The organism is Acidobacteriota bacterium, assembly GCA_009838525.1.
Classification (GTDB): domain Bacteria; phylum Acidobacteriota; class Vicinamibacteria; order Vicinamibacterales; family UBA8438; genus VXRJ01.
The window spans coordinates 137,121-150,402 of sequence record VXRJ01000035.1 but is presented as its reverse complement, the minus strand read 5'-3'; the positions used below and the strand labels follow the sequence as shown (position 1 = coordinate 150,402).

10 protein-coding genes and 1 pseudogene are annotated in these 13,282 nt (G+C 68.7%); 4 read left to right on the top strand and 7 right to left on the bottom strand.

The features are described from left to right. Positions 1–7: 7 nt before the first annotated feature. Positions 8–1,015 (bottom strand): VWA domain-containing protein, encoded by a 1,008-nt coding sequence (locus F4Y45_16045; GenBank protein ID MXY26015.1) that lies wholly within the window; start codon positions 1,013–1,015, stop codon positions 8–10. Between the two features lie 88 nt (positions 1,016–1,103). Here F4Y45_16045 and F4Y45_16040 point away from each other — a divergent pair, with 88 nt between their 5' ends. Beyond that, complete coding sequence (locus tag F4Y45_16040; GenBank protein MXY26014.1) at positions 1,104–2,159, top strand: phosphoethanolamine methyltransferase; 1,056 nt, start codon at positions 1,104–1,106, stop codon at positions 2,157–2,159. Between the two features lie 1,415 nt (positions 2,160–3,574). Here the strand turns inward: F4Y45_16040 and F4Y45_16035 are convergent. Together F4Y45_16035 and F4Y45_16030 are read right to left on the bottom strand one after the other, a co-directional pair. Next, positions 3,575–3,670 (bottom strand): annotated as a pseudogene (locus F4Y45_16035) (patatin). Positions 3,671–3,766: 96 nt separating this feature from the next. Beyond that, on the bottom strand, positions 3,767–4,231 hold the full coding sequence (locus tag F4Y45_16030; GenBank protein ID MXY26013.1) for a transcription elongation factor GreA: 465 nt from the start codon (positions 4,229–4,231) through the stop codon (positions 3,767–3,769). On the opposite strand from F4Y45_16030, the gene F4Y45_16025 reads away from it, so the two are divergent. After that, positions 4,215–5,171, top strand: coding sequence for an RNA methyltransferase (locus F4Y45_16025; protein MXY26012.1), 957 nt, complete (start codon positions 4,215–4,217; stop codon positions 5,169–5,171). The two genes, F4Y45_16030 and F4Y45_16025, sit on opposite strands and share 17 nt — an antisense overlap. Beyond that, complete coding sequence (locus tag F4Y45_16020; protein MXY26011.1) at positions 5,168–6,535, top strand: replication-associated recombination protein A; 1,368 nt, start codon at positions 5,168–5,170, stop codon at positions 6,533–6,535. The genes F4Y45_16025 and F4Y45_16020 overlap by 4 nt, the downstream gene beginning before the upstream one ends. Positions 6,536–6,703: 168 nt before the next feature. Here the strand turns inward: F4Y45_16020 and F4Y45_16015 are convergent, their stop codons facing one another. The 3 genes from F4Y45_16015 to F4Y45_16005 all read right to left on the bottom strand — a co-directional run bounded on the left by F4Y45_16015 (position 6,704) and on the right by F4Y45_16005 (position 9,737). Then, positions 6,704–7,300: a M48 family metallopeptidase gene (locus tag F4Y45_16015; protein ID MXY26010.1), complete on the bottom strand. Its 597-nt coding sequence runs from the start codon at positions 7,298–7,300 to the stop codon at positions 6,704–6,706. Positions 7,301–7,381: 81 nt separating this feature from the next. Further along, a complete protein-coding gene (locus tag F4Y45_16010) occupies positions 7,382–9,373 on the bottom strand; it encodes a PQQ-binding-like beta-propeller repeat protein (protein ID MXY26009.1) in 1,992 nt (663 codons plus the stop codon). A 16-nt stretch (positions 9,374–9,389) separates the two neighbouring features. Then, the gene (locus F4Y45_16005; protein ID MXY26008.1) at positions 9,390–9,737 is read right to left on the bottom strand and encodes a hypothetical protein; all 348 of its coding nucleotides are present in this window, start codon (positions 9,735–9,737) and stop codon (positions 9,390–9,392) included. Positions 9,738–9,839: 102 nt separating this feature from the next. Here F4Y45_16005 and F4Y45_16000 point away from each other — a divergent pair, with 102 nt between their 5' ends. Beyond that, positions 9,840–11,105 carry a PQQ-binding-like beta-propeller repeat protein gene (locus tag F4Y45_16000; GenBank protein MXY26007.1) on the top strand — a complete coding sequence of 422 codons (1,266 nt, stop codon included), beginning with the start codon at positions 9,840–9,842 and terminating at the stop codon, positions 11,103–11,105. Positions 11,106–11,241: 136 nt separating this feature from the next. Here the strand turns inward: F4Y45_16000 and F4Y45_15995 are convergent, their stop codons facing one another. Further along, a complete protein-coding gene (locus F4Y45_15995) occupies positions 11,242–13,209 on the bottom strand; it encodes a PQQ-binding-like beta-propeller repeat protein (protein MXY26006.1) in 1,968 nt (655 codons plus the stop codon). Between the last annotated feature and the right edge of the window lie 73 nt (positions 13,210–13,282).

The window sequence follows — 13,282 nt, the reverse complement described above, 5'->3', positions numbered from 1 at the left end:
CGAGCGATCAGCGCCCGTCGTCGCGGTCCGGCGCGGCTTCGCCCTCGGCCTCCGCCTCGCTCCACGGAGCGAAGTAGCCTTCGCGCACCCGGATTCGCGCATCGCGCAGCTCGTCGCGGCGATCCGGATCCCGCAGGCGTACCTCCAGCTCCCGCCAGGTGCCGTCACGGCGCCCATTGGCCGAGACGAAACCGAGCGAGTAGCGCCCGTCGAGTTCCTCGGCAATCCGGGCGTAGATTTCGTCAAGTTCGTCGACGGTGTTCGGGAAGTACGAATAGCCGCCCGTGAGCTCCGTCAACTGGTTCAGCAGCACCCGCTGGCGTAACCGTTGGCGCGACCTGAGCGACTCCTGGAATCCGACCGCGTACACGGTGACGTCGGACGCGCGCAGCAGGTCGCGCGCTTCCCGGATCGTCAACCGGCTCCGGGTATCCTCGCCGTCCGTGTAGAGCACCAGCACCTTTCGTCCATCCTGCTCGAAGGCCCCGTCCAGATAGACGCCGAGCGCGTCGTAGAGCGCGGTGTAGCCCCCGGGGCGCCGGCCCCGAATCCGCTCGATGAGCCGGCCGAAATCCGCCTGGCCGTACCGGCCGACGCGCACTTCGGTGTCGAAATCAACCACCGTCATGTCGGCGGCATAGGTGAGCGTGTTGAGGAAACGGATGGCGGCGGTCTTCTGGAACCGTTCGCTCCGTCCCATGCTCTCGCTCATGTCGAACAGCAGACCGAGGTGAAGAGGGATCAGTTCCGCGTCGCTCTCCAGGCCGACCGAGAAATAGCTGATCTCCTGGGGCTGGCCATCCTCCAGCACGTCGAAGTCGTCGACCGTGAGGTCGGTTATCAGGTTGCCGTCGTCGTCGGTGATCGTCACGCCGACGTGGACCAGGTCGATGCCGCTCGTGAAGGTGGGACGCTGGGCCGCCGCCCCGGTTGCGCTAAACACGATGGCCAGGGCCGCGATCCAGCCGGTGGCGGGCAGGAAACCCGGCTGGGCGCCCCGGCGGACTCGCGTCATCGTGCGCTGATGATACCGCAGCGACGACGGGCCGGCGCAGCGTCACGCGCCGGTCCGTATCGACCACGCTTATAATCCTCTTGTCGTCATGAAGCAGGCGAAGGTGGAGCTTGCGGAGAAAGCCGAGCCCTCCCTTCGAACGCTCGTCGAGCGGTACCAACACCATTTCGACGATGCCGGCCGCGTCCTGATCCTTCTGCATCACGATCCCGACCCGGACGCCCTGGCGAGCGGTCTCGCCATGCGCGCGCTGCTTCACCGGAACAAGACCACGGCCATACTGGGCGCGTTCCACGGCGTCACGCGCCCCGAGAACCTGCGCATGGCGGAGCTGCTCGACATCGAAGTGGAACCGCTGACGGCGGAGTCTCTCGGGTCGTACGACCGCATCGTGACGGTCGACGTGCAGCCCAGCTACTTCGGCGGTTTACTCGACAGTGCCGACCTGGTGGTGGATCACCATCCCCAGCGGCCCGGCTACAAGGCCCGCTTCCGGGACATCCGGCCCGACTACGGCTCGACCGCCACGATTCTGACGGAGCACCTGCGGGCGGTGGATGTCAACATCTCCGAGCGCATCGCGACGGCGATGCTCTATGCGATCAAGTCGGACACGCTCTTTCTGTCGCGGCAAACCAACCAAAGCGATCTCCAGGCGTTCACATACCTCTACCCGCTTGCCGACACCGCGCTGGTCCGGAAGATGGAAGGCTCCATCACCCTCGAGCGGCTGCGCTACGTCGCCCGCGCGGCGCAATCCGGCGAAGTGCACGATCAGGTGTTCGCCGCACACCTCGGGGAACTGCCGCGCGAGGACCTGGTGCCCTTCGTCGCCGACTACCTGTTGCAGATCGACGAGGTGCAGTGGTCGGTAGTCTCCGGGGTCCTGAACGGGAATCTGATCGTGTCGGTCCGCAACCTGGGCTACTCGCGTAACGCCGGCCGGTTCGTCACCAGGCTCTTCAATACGATCGGCAGCGCCGGGGGGCACCGCTCGATGGCAAAGGCGGTCATGCCGCTTGCAGATTTCGAGACGACCTTCGGGGCCGCCGGTGAGGAGGCGATCGCCTCACGGCTCGGAAGTCTCGCACGGGAGTTCCTTTCCGAGCCGCGTCGCGGTGGCGGCGCCGACCGCCGTTCCTAGCACTACGGTGCGCCGGCCTCCGGTGCGCCGGCCTCCAGGCCGGCATTCAACCGCGCCAGCTAGTCGTCGGGGAACAAGCTGGCCGGGCCGGCGGATCCGGGCGGCGTCGGGTCGATCACGGGCGTCCCGCCATGACCCGCCAGGCGTTCCGACAGCGACGGCTCCGTTGCGGCCGAGCGCTCGCCCTGCGGCGTTTCGATCAGTTCGCCGCTGGCTCCCACCACCGCATCGACGAACTGCGAGCCCCCGTCCTCGTAGCCCCGGTTGAGCAGCTCGGCGAGCGCAACGCGCCGGTCGGAGCGCTCGTCGTAGCAGCCGTCGAAATCAAAAGGGCCGATCGGATTGTGGGAGGGCCGCACCTCGAACACCGCCGAGAAGCGATCACGCCGGCTCGCGATGGCGTCCTGCAGCGCGGCGGTCTCCAGGCCGACCAGGTACTGTCCCGCCCGGCCCCGCATGTCGCGGCGATCGGCATCCAGCGCGTGCGGGCCGGCGGCGGCGGGAACGGCGGAAACAACGATCACCTGCGTCGCTCCGGCCCGCGCCACGTCGTCGAGCAGGCGCGCGGTCCCCTCGAACCGGTCGCACAGCCGATGCGTCTCGCCCCGCCAGGCGCTCTCCGCCGCGAACGCCACAAGATGCGGGTCGGTCACCACCGGAACGCTCAGCGCACCCACCAGCGCGTCCATCAGATGGCGGCCCGCATCGCCGCTCGCGTCGATCGCTTCCAGCGGCCGGTCAGGGTCGTCCGCGGCGCCCTGAAAGAAGGCCGCGCGGTACGGTTCGCCCAGCAGGCCGAACGCGATGTCCCGCCGGGCGTCGACATCGTGCACAAGCACGAGCAGCTCGCGGAAACCGGGATGCCCCAGGTTGTCGGACAACAACTCGGCGTAGCGCTTTCCCAGGTCGTCCCGCCCGGGCGGAGCGACGGACGCGGCTCCACGCATCAATTCCCAGAGCCCGCCGATGAACCAGTCGGCCGGCGCCTGCCGGTCTAGCGGCGTGCCGACCAGCCGCCACCAAAGGCCGCCCCGGGCACGGCGGCGCCGATGCGATCGGGTCTTGGTCTGGAATGCGTCAATCAGCAGAAACGCCAGAAGCGTCGCGACGGCCGCTACCACGAGCCGCGAGATGTAGCCGGAGAGGCCGGACGGATCGAACTGCGCCGCAAGCAGTCGGCCGTACGCGGCGGCCACCGCCGCCCCCGCGTCGATCCCCAGAAGCCCGAGGAAGTAGCTCGCGGGATAGACGACCGCCGCTCCGGCCAACGCCAGCAGCGGGACTGCCAGGGCGGCGAGAATGGCGGCGAGAATCCACGTGGCGATCCGGAGCGAGCGGCGCCACCGATACAGCTTGCGGACGCCGCGCCCCCGCCATCGGCCGCCGTCCTCCCAGAGCCGCGCGCCGCCGTCCACCGCTGCGAACAGCGCACCGACCGCCCCGATGCCGCGCCCGGCAATCAAGTCGATCTTCACGCCCGCCTCCGAAAGGGCGCGGAGCACGCCGGCGTGGTACGCGCCGGCGGTGCCGGTGCCCGTCAACACGAGCGCGGTTCGCAACTGCGGTATGTAGCGATGCGACGACTCGGCAACTGGCACGGCCGGACGTTACACCTCGTGGAGGGTGGTCAACCTGATCAATTCGAAGTCACGAACGCCCGCCGGGGTGGTCACCTGAATCTCGTCCCCTTCTTCCCTACCGACGATCGCCCGGCCGATCGGCGACGCGGTGGAGACCCACCCCTTGGACGGGTCGGCATCCTCCGGCATCACCAGCTCGTAGCTGACCGTCTCCCCATCGACGCCGCGCAACTCCACCCGGGAACCTAAACCGGCCCGGTCATGCGGGAGGCTGTCGAGGTTCATGAGCGACAGTTCCGACACGCGGGCCCGCAGCATGCCGATACGCGCTTCCACCAGGCGCTGCCGTTCCTTGGCGGCATGGTACTCGGCGTTCTCGCGCAGATCACCCAGCTCCCGCGCACGCTGGATCTCTTTCGGGAGTTCGTGCTTCAGCTCGCGATCGAGCGTGGCGATTTCGTCTTCGAACCGTTTGATGAGCCGTGCCTTCATGCGGGCGATGGACCGGGATCCAGAGGCGATTCACAGCGTAGCACAGTTTGTGGAGGGTTTCGCCACGGGTGCTACACTGACCGCGCCTGCCTTGGAGACAATCAGCAGCCGGCAGAACCCACTCGTCATCCGTTTCCGCGAGGTGACCCGTGCCCGCCGCCGCGCTCGGACCCATCTGCTGCTGGACGGCGTCCGTCTCGTGACCGACGCGCTTCGGGCGATGGTGGAGATCGAGGCCGCGATCGTGGCGCAGGCCGCCTTTCGCCAGTCGGACCCCGCGGTGGCGGCGCTGGTCCGGGCATGCCAGGCCGCCGGGGTCGCCTTGGTTGCCGGCAGCGAACGGGTGATGTCCGCCGTAAGCCGTGCCGCCTCGCCGTCACGAGCGGTCGCCCTGGCAACACACTGCCCCATCGCCGTGGACGACCTGTTACGGCGCACGGTCCTCGCGAGAGGGTGCGTGCTGGCGCCGGCGGGAGTGCAGGACCCCGGCAATCTCGGGGCTATCGTCCGGGCGGCGGACGCGGCGGGGGCGAGCGGCGTCATCGTCTCGGCGGAGAGCGCGGATCCGTTCGGGGACAAGGCGCTGCGGGGCGCGATGGGCAGCACCTTTCGGATTCCCGTGGCGGACGTCGGGCGGGCCGACGACCTTGCCGCGCACGCCGCGGCGGCAGGGTGCCGCGTCGTCGCCGCGACGCCGCGCGGCGGCGAGTCCCTCTACGCGGTGGATCTGCGGCCGCCGACCGTCGTCATGATCGGCGGCGAGGGAGGTGGGATCGATCCGGGGGTGACGGACGCCGCCGACGTGATTCTCTCCATCCCGATGGCGGATGGCGTCGATTCACTCAATGCGGCGGTTGCCGCGGCTCTCGTCGCGTACGAGGCGCGCCGGCAGCGCACCGCGGCGGACCGGCCGGCGCCGGCCGGGATGGCGCACCCATGAAGCCGGCCGGCCTGTTCGATCTCGACGACCCGGACCACGGGAGCGCGGCAAGGGCGCCGCTCGCCGAACGAATGCGGCCGCGGACGTTCGACGAGATCGAAGGACAGCCCGAACTGCTCGCCCCGGGGCAGCCCCTGCGAGAGGCAATCGCACAGGACGCACTCCAGTCCATCATCTTCTGGGGACCGCCCGGCACCGGGAAGACGACGATAGCGCGTCTGATCGCCGGCGCGACCGAGGCCCACTTCATCGCGTTCAGCGCGGTTCTTTCGGGCATCAAGGACATCAAGGGAGTCATGGCGGAAGCCGAGGATGCGCGCCGCCGGCTGGGACGCAGGACCATTCTGTTCGTCGACGAGATCCACCGCTTCAACAAGGCGCAGCAGGACGCCTTCCTGCCGCGCGTCGAGGCCGGCGACATCACGCTGATCGGTGCGACGACCGAGAACCCCTCGTTCGAGGTGAACGCGGCCCTGCTCTCGCGATCCAGGGTATTCGTCCTGCAGCCGCTCGCGCCGGAGGCGACGACGTCAATCCTCCGGCGCGCTCTCGACGACCCGGAGCGCGGACTGGGCGGAACCGGCGTTGCGGCGGACGACGAGGCTCTGGCCGCGATCGCGCGGCATGCGAACGGCGACGCCCGGGTCGGGCTGAACCTGCTTGAGCTGGCGGTGACGCTCGCCGCGGGGCCGGACGGCGGAGGCCGGATCGACAGCACGCTCCTCGCCAAGGCCCTGCAGAAACGCTCGCTCCTCTACGACAAGTCGGGCGAGGAACATTTCAACCTGATCTCGGCCCTCCACAAGTCACTCCGGAACAGCGACCCGGACGCGGGGGTTTACTGGCTCGCGCGAATGCTCGAGGCCGGCGAGGATCCCCTCTACATCGCGCGGCGCCTCATCCGCTTCGCATCGGAAGACGTCGGCAACGCCGATCCTGCGGCTCTGACGCTTGCGGTGGCGGCCAAGGACGCCGCCCACTTCATCGGCATGCCGGAGGGAAACACGGCGCTGGCCCAGGCCGTCACGTACCTCGCGACCGCGCCGAAGAGCAATGCCGTGTATGCCGCCTACAACCAGGCGGCGGCGGATGCGCAGAAGGACGTCGCGGAGCCGGTGCCCCTCCATCTCCGGAATGCCCCGACCCGACTGATGCGGGAGCTCGACTACGGAAAGGGCTACCGGTACGCTCACGACGACCCCGACGCCGTCACCGGCATGGACTGTCTTCCCTCTGTGCTCTCCGGCCGACGCTACTACCGTCCCGCGAGCCGCGGCTTCGAGAAGGAACTTGCACGCCGGCTGGACGCCTGGATCCGGTTGAAGGCGAAGAAGCGCCGCCCGGACGAGGAAAGCGAGAGCTGATGCCCAGTGTCGTCTACTACGTCGGCCGCGGCCTTCAGCTCCTCGGGATGTGGTTGCTGCTCGTCTCGATCGTCACCGCCGGACCGCTCGGACCCAGTCCGAGAATCTTCGGCGCCGGCGTCGCCGTCTTCGTCCTCGGCTGGCTGCTCGTGCGCCGCCGATAGCCTGCTAGAAGGGCAAGCGGCGTCCCGCGTCGGCCAGCCGCTGCCTGCGGGCGCGCGCGTCCGGCATGACGCTCGTGAGGTGCTTCCAGAAGGCGTCCGAGTGATTCCTGACGGCCAGGTGCGCCAGTTCGTGCGCGACTACATAGTCGAACAGCCCCGGCTCCAGCATCACGTTTCGCCAGTTGAGGCGCAGCGTGCCGTCCCGGTCGCAACTCCCCCACCGCCGCCGCTGATCCCGAATGAGCACCCGCGGTTTCGTCGCCACGTCGAATCGGGGGTACCACCGTTCGACGCTGTCGTTCAGCCGCCGGTCCGCCTCGCGCCGGTACCAGGCAACGAAGGCGTGGCGGATCCGGTCGGCGCGATCGTCAGCCGGCAGACCAGGCGGCAGGACCACGCGGAACCGCTTCATCTCGAAATGCACCTGCGGCGTGCGGATCTCCCGGTCGGTTTCGATTGCCAGCGGAATGCCGCGGCCCAGGAAGGGCAGCCTCTCGCCGGAAACGAATCGCGTCGAATCCGACCCGGCCGCCGTCGCGGCAACCCGCTTCGGGATCGAGGCCGCGCCTAGGAGATCGAACGGTAGCGGCGGCTGCAGCATCGGGCTCACTCCTGTCCCCCGATCATCGTCCGTTGTATCGGACGATCGACGCCCAGGCTGCACCTAGATTCCGGCTTCGCTCTAGTCCGGGAGCGCGAGGGCGACGTATTCCGAGGGCATGTCTTCCCAGCCGAGCGTAACCACGATGTACTGGCGGCCGTCCACCATGTACGTCATCGGCGCGGCGGTCGTGCCGCCCGGCAACGTCTTCTCCCAGACCACGTCGCCGGTCGCCTTGTCGTAGGCGCGGAACATCTTCCCGCCGGCCCCGCCGTACACGTTGTTCAGCACGACGACGCCGGCGTTGCCGCCTTCGCCCAGAAAGACGAGCGACTTCGTGACAAGCGGCGACACGCGTCCCGGCTGGCCCAGCTTCGGCAGATCGAGGTCGCGCAGGGCGGGATGGTCGCGCGGGCCGTCGCCGTTGGCGACCGACCAGAGGATCTCGCCCCGGTTCAGGTCGATGGCGACGAGGCGGCCATAGGGCGGCTTGAAGAGGGGAAGCTCGTTCGGTCCCTGCAGCGTAGCCAGCGTCTCCACGACCAGGCGCATGTCCGAGCGGGGATGCTCGGACTCGACGATGCCGATCACCGATTCGCTGTGGACGGAAGGAACGTACAGGATGCCGGTTTCCGGATCGACCGCCGCGCCGCCCCAGTCGGCGCCGCCCACGACTCCGGGCATCTGGAGCGTGCCCTTGGTGCCCCCGGGCTCGCGATCCACCAACGAGGGCGGCGTGAACAGCGGGCCCGTGACGTACTGCTCGAACACCTCCAGCGCGTCGCGGCGCAACTCCGGCGTGAAATCGATCAGGTCGTCGATTGCCGTCCCCTGCTGATCGAAGGGCGGCGGCTTCGTCGGGAAGGGTTGCGTCTCCGCGTACCACTCGCCCGGCACGTTGCCCGCCGCGACCGGCCGTTCCTCGATCGGCCAGATCGGATCCCCAGTCGCCCGGTCGAAGACGTAGGTGAACGCCTGCTTGCTCACCGCGGCGAGCGCGCGCACGGGCTCGGCGCGGCCCGGCAGCCGGATGTCGACGACGTTCGGCGCGGCCGCGAAGTCATAGTCCCAGATGCCGTGGTGCACGGCCTGGAAGTACCAGACCAGCTCGCCGGTCCGCGCATCCAGGCAAACGATGCTCTCGGCAAAGAGGTTGTCCCCCGGCCGGTACCCGCCGTAGTAGTCGTTGGTGGGGGTCGACAGCGGCAGATAAACGTAGCCCAGTTCCTCGTCGGCGCTCGGCCACGCCCACATGTTGGTATTGCCGGTGTATTCCCAGGACGCCCGGTCCTCGTTGATGGCCGTGAGCCACGTCTCGTTGCCCGGCTCCCCTTCCTGCGGGACGGTATGAAAGATCCAGACCTGCCGGCCGGTCCGCACGTCGAAGCCGCGGACGTCGCCGGGCGGCATTTCCTTGAGCGCCGGCATCGACGCGTTCGTCACGTCGGTCATGAACGAGCCGATGACGACGATATCGCCGACAACGAGCGGCGCCGAGCCCCAGCCGAACGTCTCCACGGGGCGGCGGAATCCTTCCCGGAGGTCGACTTCCCCGCCGTCGCCGAAGTCGGGATAGCGCTCGCCGGTGCTTGCGTTCAAGGCCACCAGCGACGAGCCGACCACGGCCAGGACGCGGGCGTCGTCGCTCTGCGGATCGTCCCAGTAGGCCACTCCCCGCGTCTGGCGAACCCGCGTGAACGGCTCGCCGTCGCGCCCCGGCGGGAGATCGTGCCAGAGCAACTCGCCGGTCGTGGCGTCGAGGGCGGCGACGGTGCCGAGGCCGGTGCTGATGTAGAGGCGGCCGTCCGCCATCAACGGCGTGTTCTGCGATGCGATCGGCGGCGTGAAGTCGGCGTCCGGCCGGATCGCCTCCGGGACCACCGACTGTCGCCAGACGATTTCCAGGTCGCCGACGGTGTCGGCATTGATCTGATCGAGCGGCGAGTACTTGCTGCTGGCGGCGTCCGAACCGTACGACCGCCATTCGACATCCTGGGCCGCGGCCGGCGCCGGGACCAGTCCGCAGAACATCACGACGGCGGCTAGGGCCGCCCGCCCCCTCCAGATCGGCATCGTCATCCTCCGAGTCCTACCGCTCCGCCGCGATCTCATCGTAGAAGCCGGGGATGCTGCGGCGCATGAACAGTCCGTTCTCCGCCTGGGTCCAACTCAGCTCCGGCGTGACGATCCGCGCCTCCGCGTCCTCCTTGCGCAGGCCTCCCTCAATCAGCGTGTGCATGCGCTCGCGCACCGCGACGAACTGATCCCGGAACGCCTGGACGTCAGCGCGCGTCATCACGCCGCCGCCGTCCTTGACCTCCGTGATGCTCAACGTCTCCGGTTCCTGTCCGATCACGACCATCGTCGCGATCGCCGCGCCGGCGAACACGCCGATCAACGCCAGCCGAAGCACCGCCGCGTTCGTCATGTCACGCATCTCGCCCTCCCCGAGGTGGCGCCATTCGCCACCGGATTATACGACCGGCCAAGGCCACTCGGCGTACTCCCGGAGCGGTGTATACAATGCGGCCAGCGAACAATGAACGGGACCGCATCGACACGGCTGGCCGCGGCGGTCGTCGCGATCGTGGCCTGCGCCGCCGGCGACGGCGTCGTCGCGCAGGCCGACGACTGGCCCGAGTTTCGAGGACCGACGGGACAGGGACATGCACCCGACGCCTCGGTCCCACTCGAATGGAGCGAGACACGCAACGTCACCTGGAAGACGCCGATTCCAGGCCTCGGCTGGTCGTCCCCGGTCATTGCCGACGGGCGTCTCTGGATGACGACCGCCGTCGTCGATCCGGATGAAGGCAGCTCGCTGCGGCTGCTCGCCTACGATGTCGCGACCGGCTCGAACACGCTCGACGTGGCGGTGTTCGACAGCAGCGAGGTAAGTCCGCTCAATCCGAAGAACAGCCTCGCCTCGCCGACGCCGGTCCTGGACCCGGACGGCGAGCGGGTGTACGTCCACTTCGGGGCGACGGGCACGGCCGCCGTCAGCACGGACGGCGAGGTGCTCTGGCGAACGCACTTTCCGCACATCACCCAGCACGGCAACGGCGGATCGCCGATCCTCCATGACGGCCGGCTCATCGTGAGCATCGACGGCTACGACACGGCCTACCTCGTCGCGGTCGATGCGCGCACGGGGGAGGAAAGCTGGCGATCGATGCGGCCGGATCCGGTGTCGCAGGCCTACTCGACGCCCCTCGCCATCGAGGTCGGGGACCGCGAGCAGATCGTCAACGTCAGCGCGTTCCGCACGACGGGCCACGACCCCGCTACGGGAGACGAGATCTGGAGCGTCGGCTACCCGAACGGCTTCTCGAACGTTCCCCGTCCCGTCTACGGCCATGGGCTTGTCTACTTGTCGACCGGCTTCCAGACACCAACGCTGATGGCCGTCCGCGCGGACGGCACCGGCGACGTCACACGCTCGCACGTCGCCTGGCGGCTGCGCCGCGGCGCGCCGCTTACTCCGTCGCCGATTCTCGTCGGCGACGAGCTGTACATCGTCACCGACTTCGGCATCGGGACCTGCGTCGACGCGCTGACCGGGGAGATTCACTGGCAGCAGCGGCTCGGCGGCAACCACTCCGCCTCACCGATCTTCGCCAGCGGGCGCATCTACTTCCAGAACGAGGAAGGCGTAACGATCGTCATCGAGCCCGGAACGGAGTACCGCGAGCTCGCCCGGAACCGGCTCGATGGATCGACGCTCGCTTCGATGGCGGTCTCGGACGGCGCGGCGTTCATACGCACCGACACCCATCTCTACCGCATCGAAGAGCAGCAGCCGTGACCAAGTCGTCGCCCGACGCGAACCCGCCCCCCGCCCCCTCCGGCGCCGGTCGATCCAACGACCGCCCTCAGGAGCACTTTCGGCGCTGCGCCGGAAGGCCGCTTTCCGGAGCGTTACGACTGGGACACCCGGGCGGCTACTCCTCCGGCAGGCGGTAGGCGATCAACTCGCCCGGGACCCCGGCGCCGCCAATCGCCGTAACGATGTACTGCCGGCCGTCGTGCAGGTAGGTCATCGGCGACCCGGTAACTCCCGCCGGCATGTAAACGGCGCCCACCTCTTCGCCCGACATCTTGTCGTAGGCGCGCAGCATCGCTCCCACTTCGCCGGACGGCGTGGTGAACGTACCCGCCTCCCCCGCAATAACCAACGTCGGAGTGTTCAGCGTCCCGACCCGCCCAATGCGTCCGGTGCGGGGGACGTCGACGCCTTCGAGCAGCCGGTGGTTGCGGATGTTGTCCGGCGTCTCGCCGTGCGGGACCTGCCAGACGATCTCTCCCTCCTTGAGGTCGATGGCGGTGATGCGGCCCCAGGGCGGCTTGACGATCGGGATTCCCTCAATGGCCAGCGACGCTTCCCGGGCGGAAATCCCCTCTCCGCGCCCGCGGATGAAGTTCATGTCCGATAGCTCCGGATCGTTGATCAGACCGAGCGATACCACCTGGGTGAACGTGTACAGGTAGATGATGCCGGTCTCGGGGTCGAGCGAGCCGCCCGGCCAGTTGGTTCCGCCCGCCTGCGACGGCAGCATCAGGGTGCCGTAAACCCCGTCCGCCTCCGAGACGGTCGGCGGCGTGAAGATGGGCCCCATCAGGTGCCGCGACGCGATCTCTTCGGCCCGCCGCCGCAGCTCGGGCGTCAAGTCGATCAGGTCGTCGAGGTCGACCCCCTGCCGGTCATACGCGGGCGGCTTCGTCACGTAGGGCTGGGTCAGCGCCAGCAGCTCGCCCGGCACGTTCGACGGTTCCACCTCGCGCTCCTCGATCGGCCAGATCGGCTCCCCGGTCACGCGATCGAAGACGTACAGCCACGCCTGCTTGCTCGGTTGCGCCACGATCTTGCGAAGCTCGCCGTCGATCATCACGTCGGCCAGGATCGGCGCGCACGGCAGGTCCCAGTCCCATACGTCGTGATGAATGAACTGGAAGTGCCACAGGCGCTCGCCGGTGTCGATGTCGACCGCCACCAGGCTGTCCGAATAGAGGTTGTCGCCGTGCCGGTGGCCACCGTAATAGTCGTTGGTCGGCATCTCCGTCGGCAGGTAGACGATGCCTTCTTCCAGATCGGCGCTGATCTGCCCCCAGACCCCCGTGTTGCCGGTGTAGCGCCACGAGTCGTTCAGCCACGTGTCGTTGCCGAACTCGTCCGCCCCCGGGATGGTGTGGAAGATCCACTTGCGCGTGCCGGTATCCGCGTCGAAACCGCGGATGTACCCCTTCGTGTTGCGCATGGAGCGGGGCCGGCCGCCGGGTACGTGCGCCGCGCCGACGACGATGGTGTCGCCGGCCACGAGCGGCGTCGCATGCAGGCCGATCTCGCCCGAGAGCGGATCGATCTCCTGATCCATGTTCTGTATCAGGTCGACTATGCCGTCCTCGCCGAAACTCGCGATGCGCTCGCCGGTCCTGGCGTTGAGTCCGACGAGCCGGTAGCCGGGAGTCACATAGAAGATCTCCCCATCGCCGCCGTCGTCCCGATAGGCGAGGCCGCGTCCCGATCGCCGCCGGGGCGCCACCTCCGCCCGCTCGCCCTCGTCGAGGCGGTACATCCAGAGCAGCTCGCCCGTGCCGGCGTCCACCGCGATCACGGCGCGGCGCAGGCCGGCGGTGGAGTACAGCACCCCGTCCACCATCAGCGGCGTCGCCTGGAAGTTGAACTCCGGCTCCGGCCCGAAGTTGGCGGTGTTGACCCGCCAGGCGATCTCCAGCTCGTTGAAGTTGCCGCCCGTTATCTGGTCCAGCGGGGCGTATCGCGTGTTGGCGATGTCCCCGCCGTAGCTCCGCCACTCGCCGTTGTCGGTCTGCGCCGCCGCCGTGGATGGCGCCGCCGCCAGCAGCCCGCCGGCCACGACACCCGCCGCAACTTGCATCGCCCGTGTTGGCACGCTCCCCTCCCTCAAGTTTGTGGCCGCGCGTCGATGCGGCTCGTTGCGCCTGCGGACGCGCGCCCTTACGGGC

What these genes read in the sequence shown, in the direction of transcription:
- F4Y45_16015 (MXY26010.1), bottom strand. Translation starts at nt 7,300, where the DNA reads ATGCTGCAGCCGCCGCTACCGTTCGATCTCCTAGGCGCGGCCTCGATC.
- F4Y45_16000 (MXY26007.1), top strand. Translation starts at nt 9,840, where the DNA reads ATGAACGGGACCGCATCGACACGGCTGGCCGCGGCGGTCGTCGCGATC.
- F4Y45_16020 (MXY26011.1), top strand. Translation starts at nt 5,168, where the DNA reads ATGAAGCCGGCCGGCCTGTTCGATCTCGACGACCCGGACCACGGGAGC.
- F4Y45_16010 (MXY26009.1), bottom strand. Translation starts at nt 9,373, where the DNA reads ATGCCGATCTGGAGGGGGCGGGCGGCCCTAGCCGCCGTCGTGATGTTC.
- F4Y45_16045 (MXY26015.1), bottom strand. Translation starts at nt 1,015, where the DNA reads ATGACGCGAGTCCGCCGGGGCGCCCAGCCGGGTTTCCTGCCCGCCACC.
- F4Y45_16040 (MXY26014.1), top strand. Translation starts at nt 1,104, where the DNA reads ATGAAGCAGGCGAAGGTGGAGCTTGCGGAGAAAGCCGAGCCCTCCCTT.
- F4Y45_16030 (MXY26013.1), bottom strand. Translation starts at nt 4,231, where the DNA reads ATGAAGGCACGGCTCATCAAACGGTTCGAAGACGAAATCGCCACGCTC.
- F4Y45_16025 (MXY26012.1), top strand. Translation starts at nt 4,215, where the DNA reads ATGAGCCGTGCCTTCATGCGGGCGATGGACCGGGATCCAGAGGCGATT.
- F4Y45_16005 (MXY26008.1), bottom strand. Translation starts at nt 9,737, where the DNA reads ATGCGTGACATGACGAACGCGGCGGTGCTTCGGCTGGCGTTGATCGGC.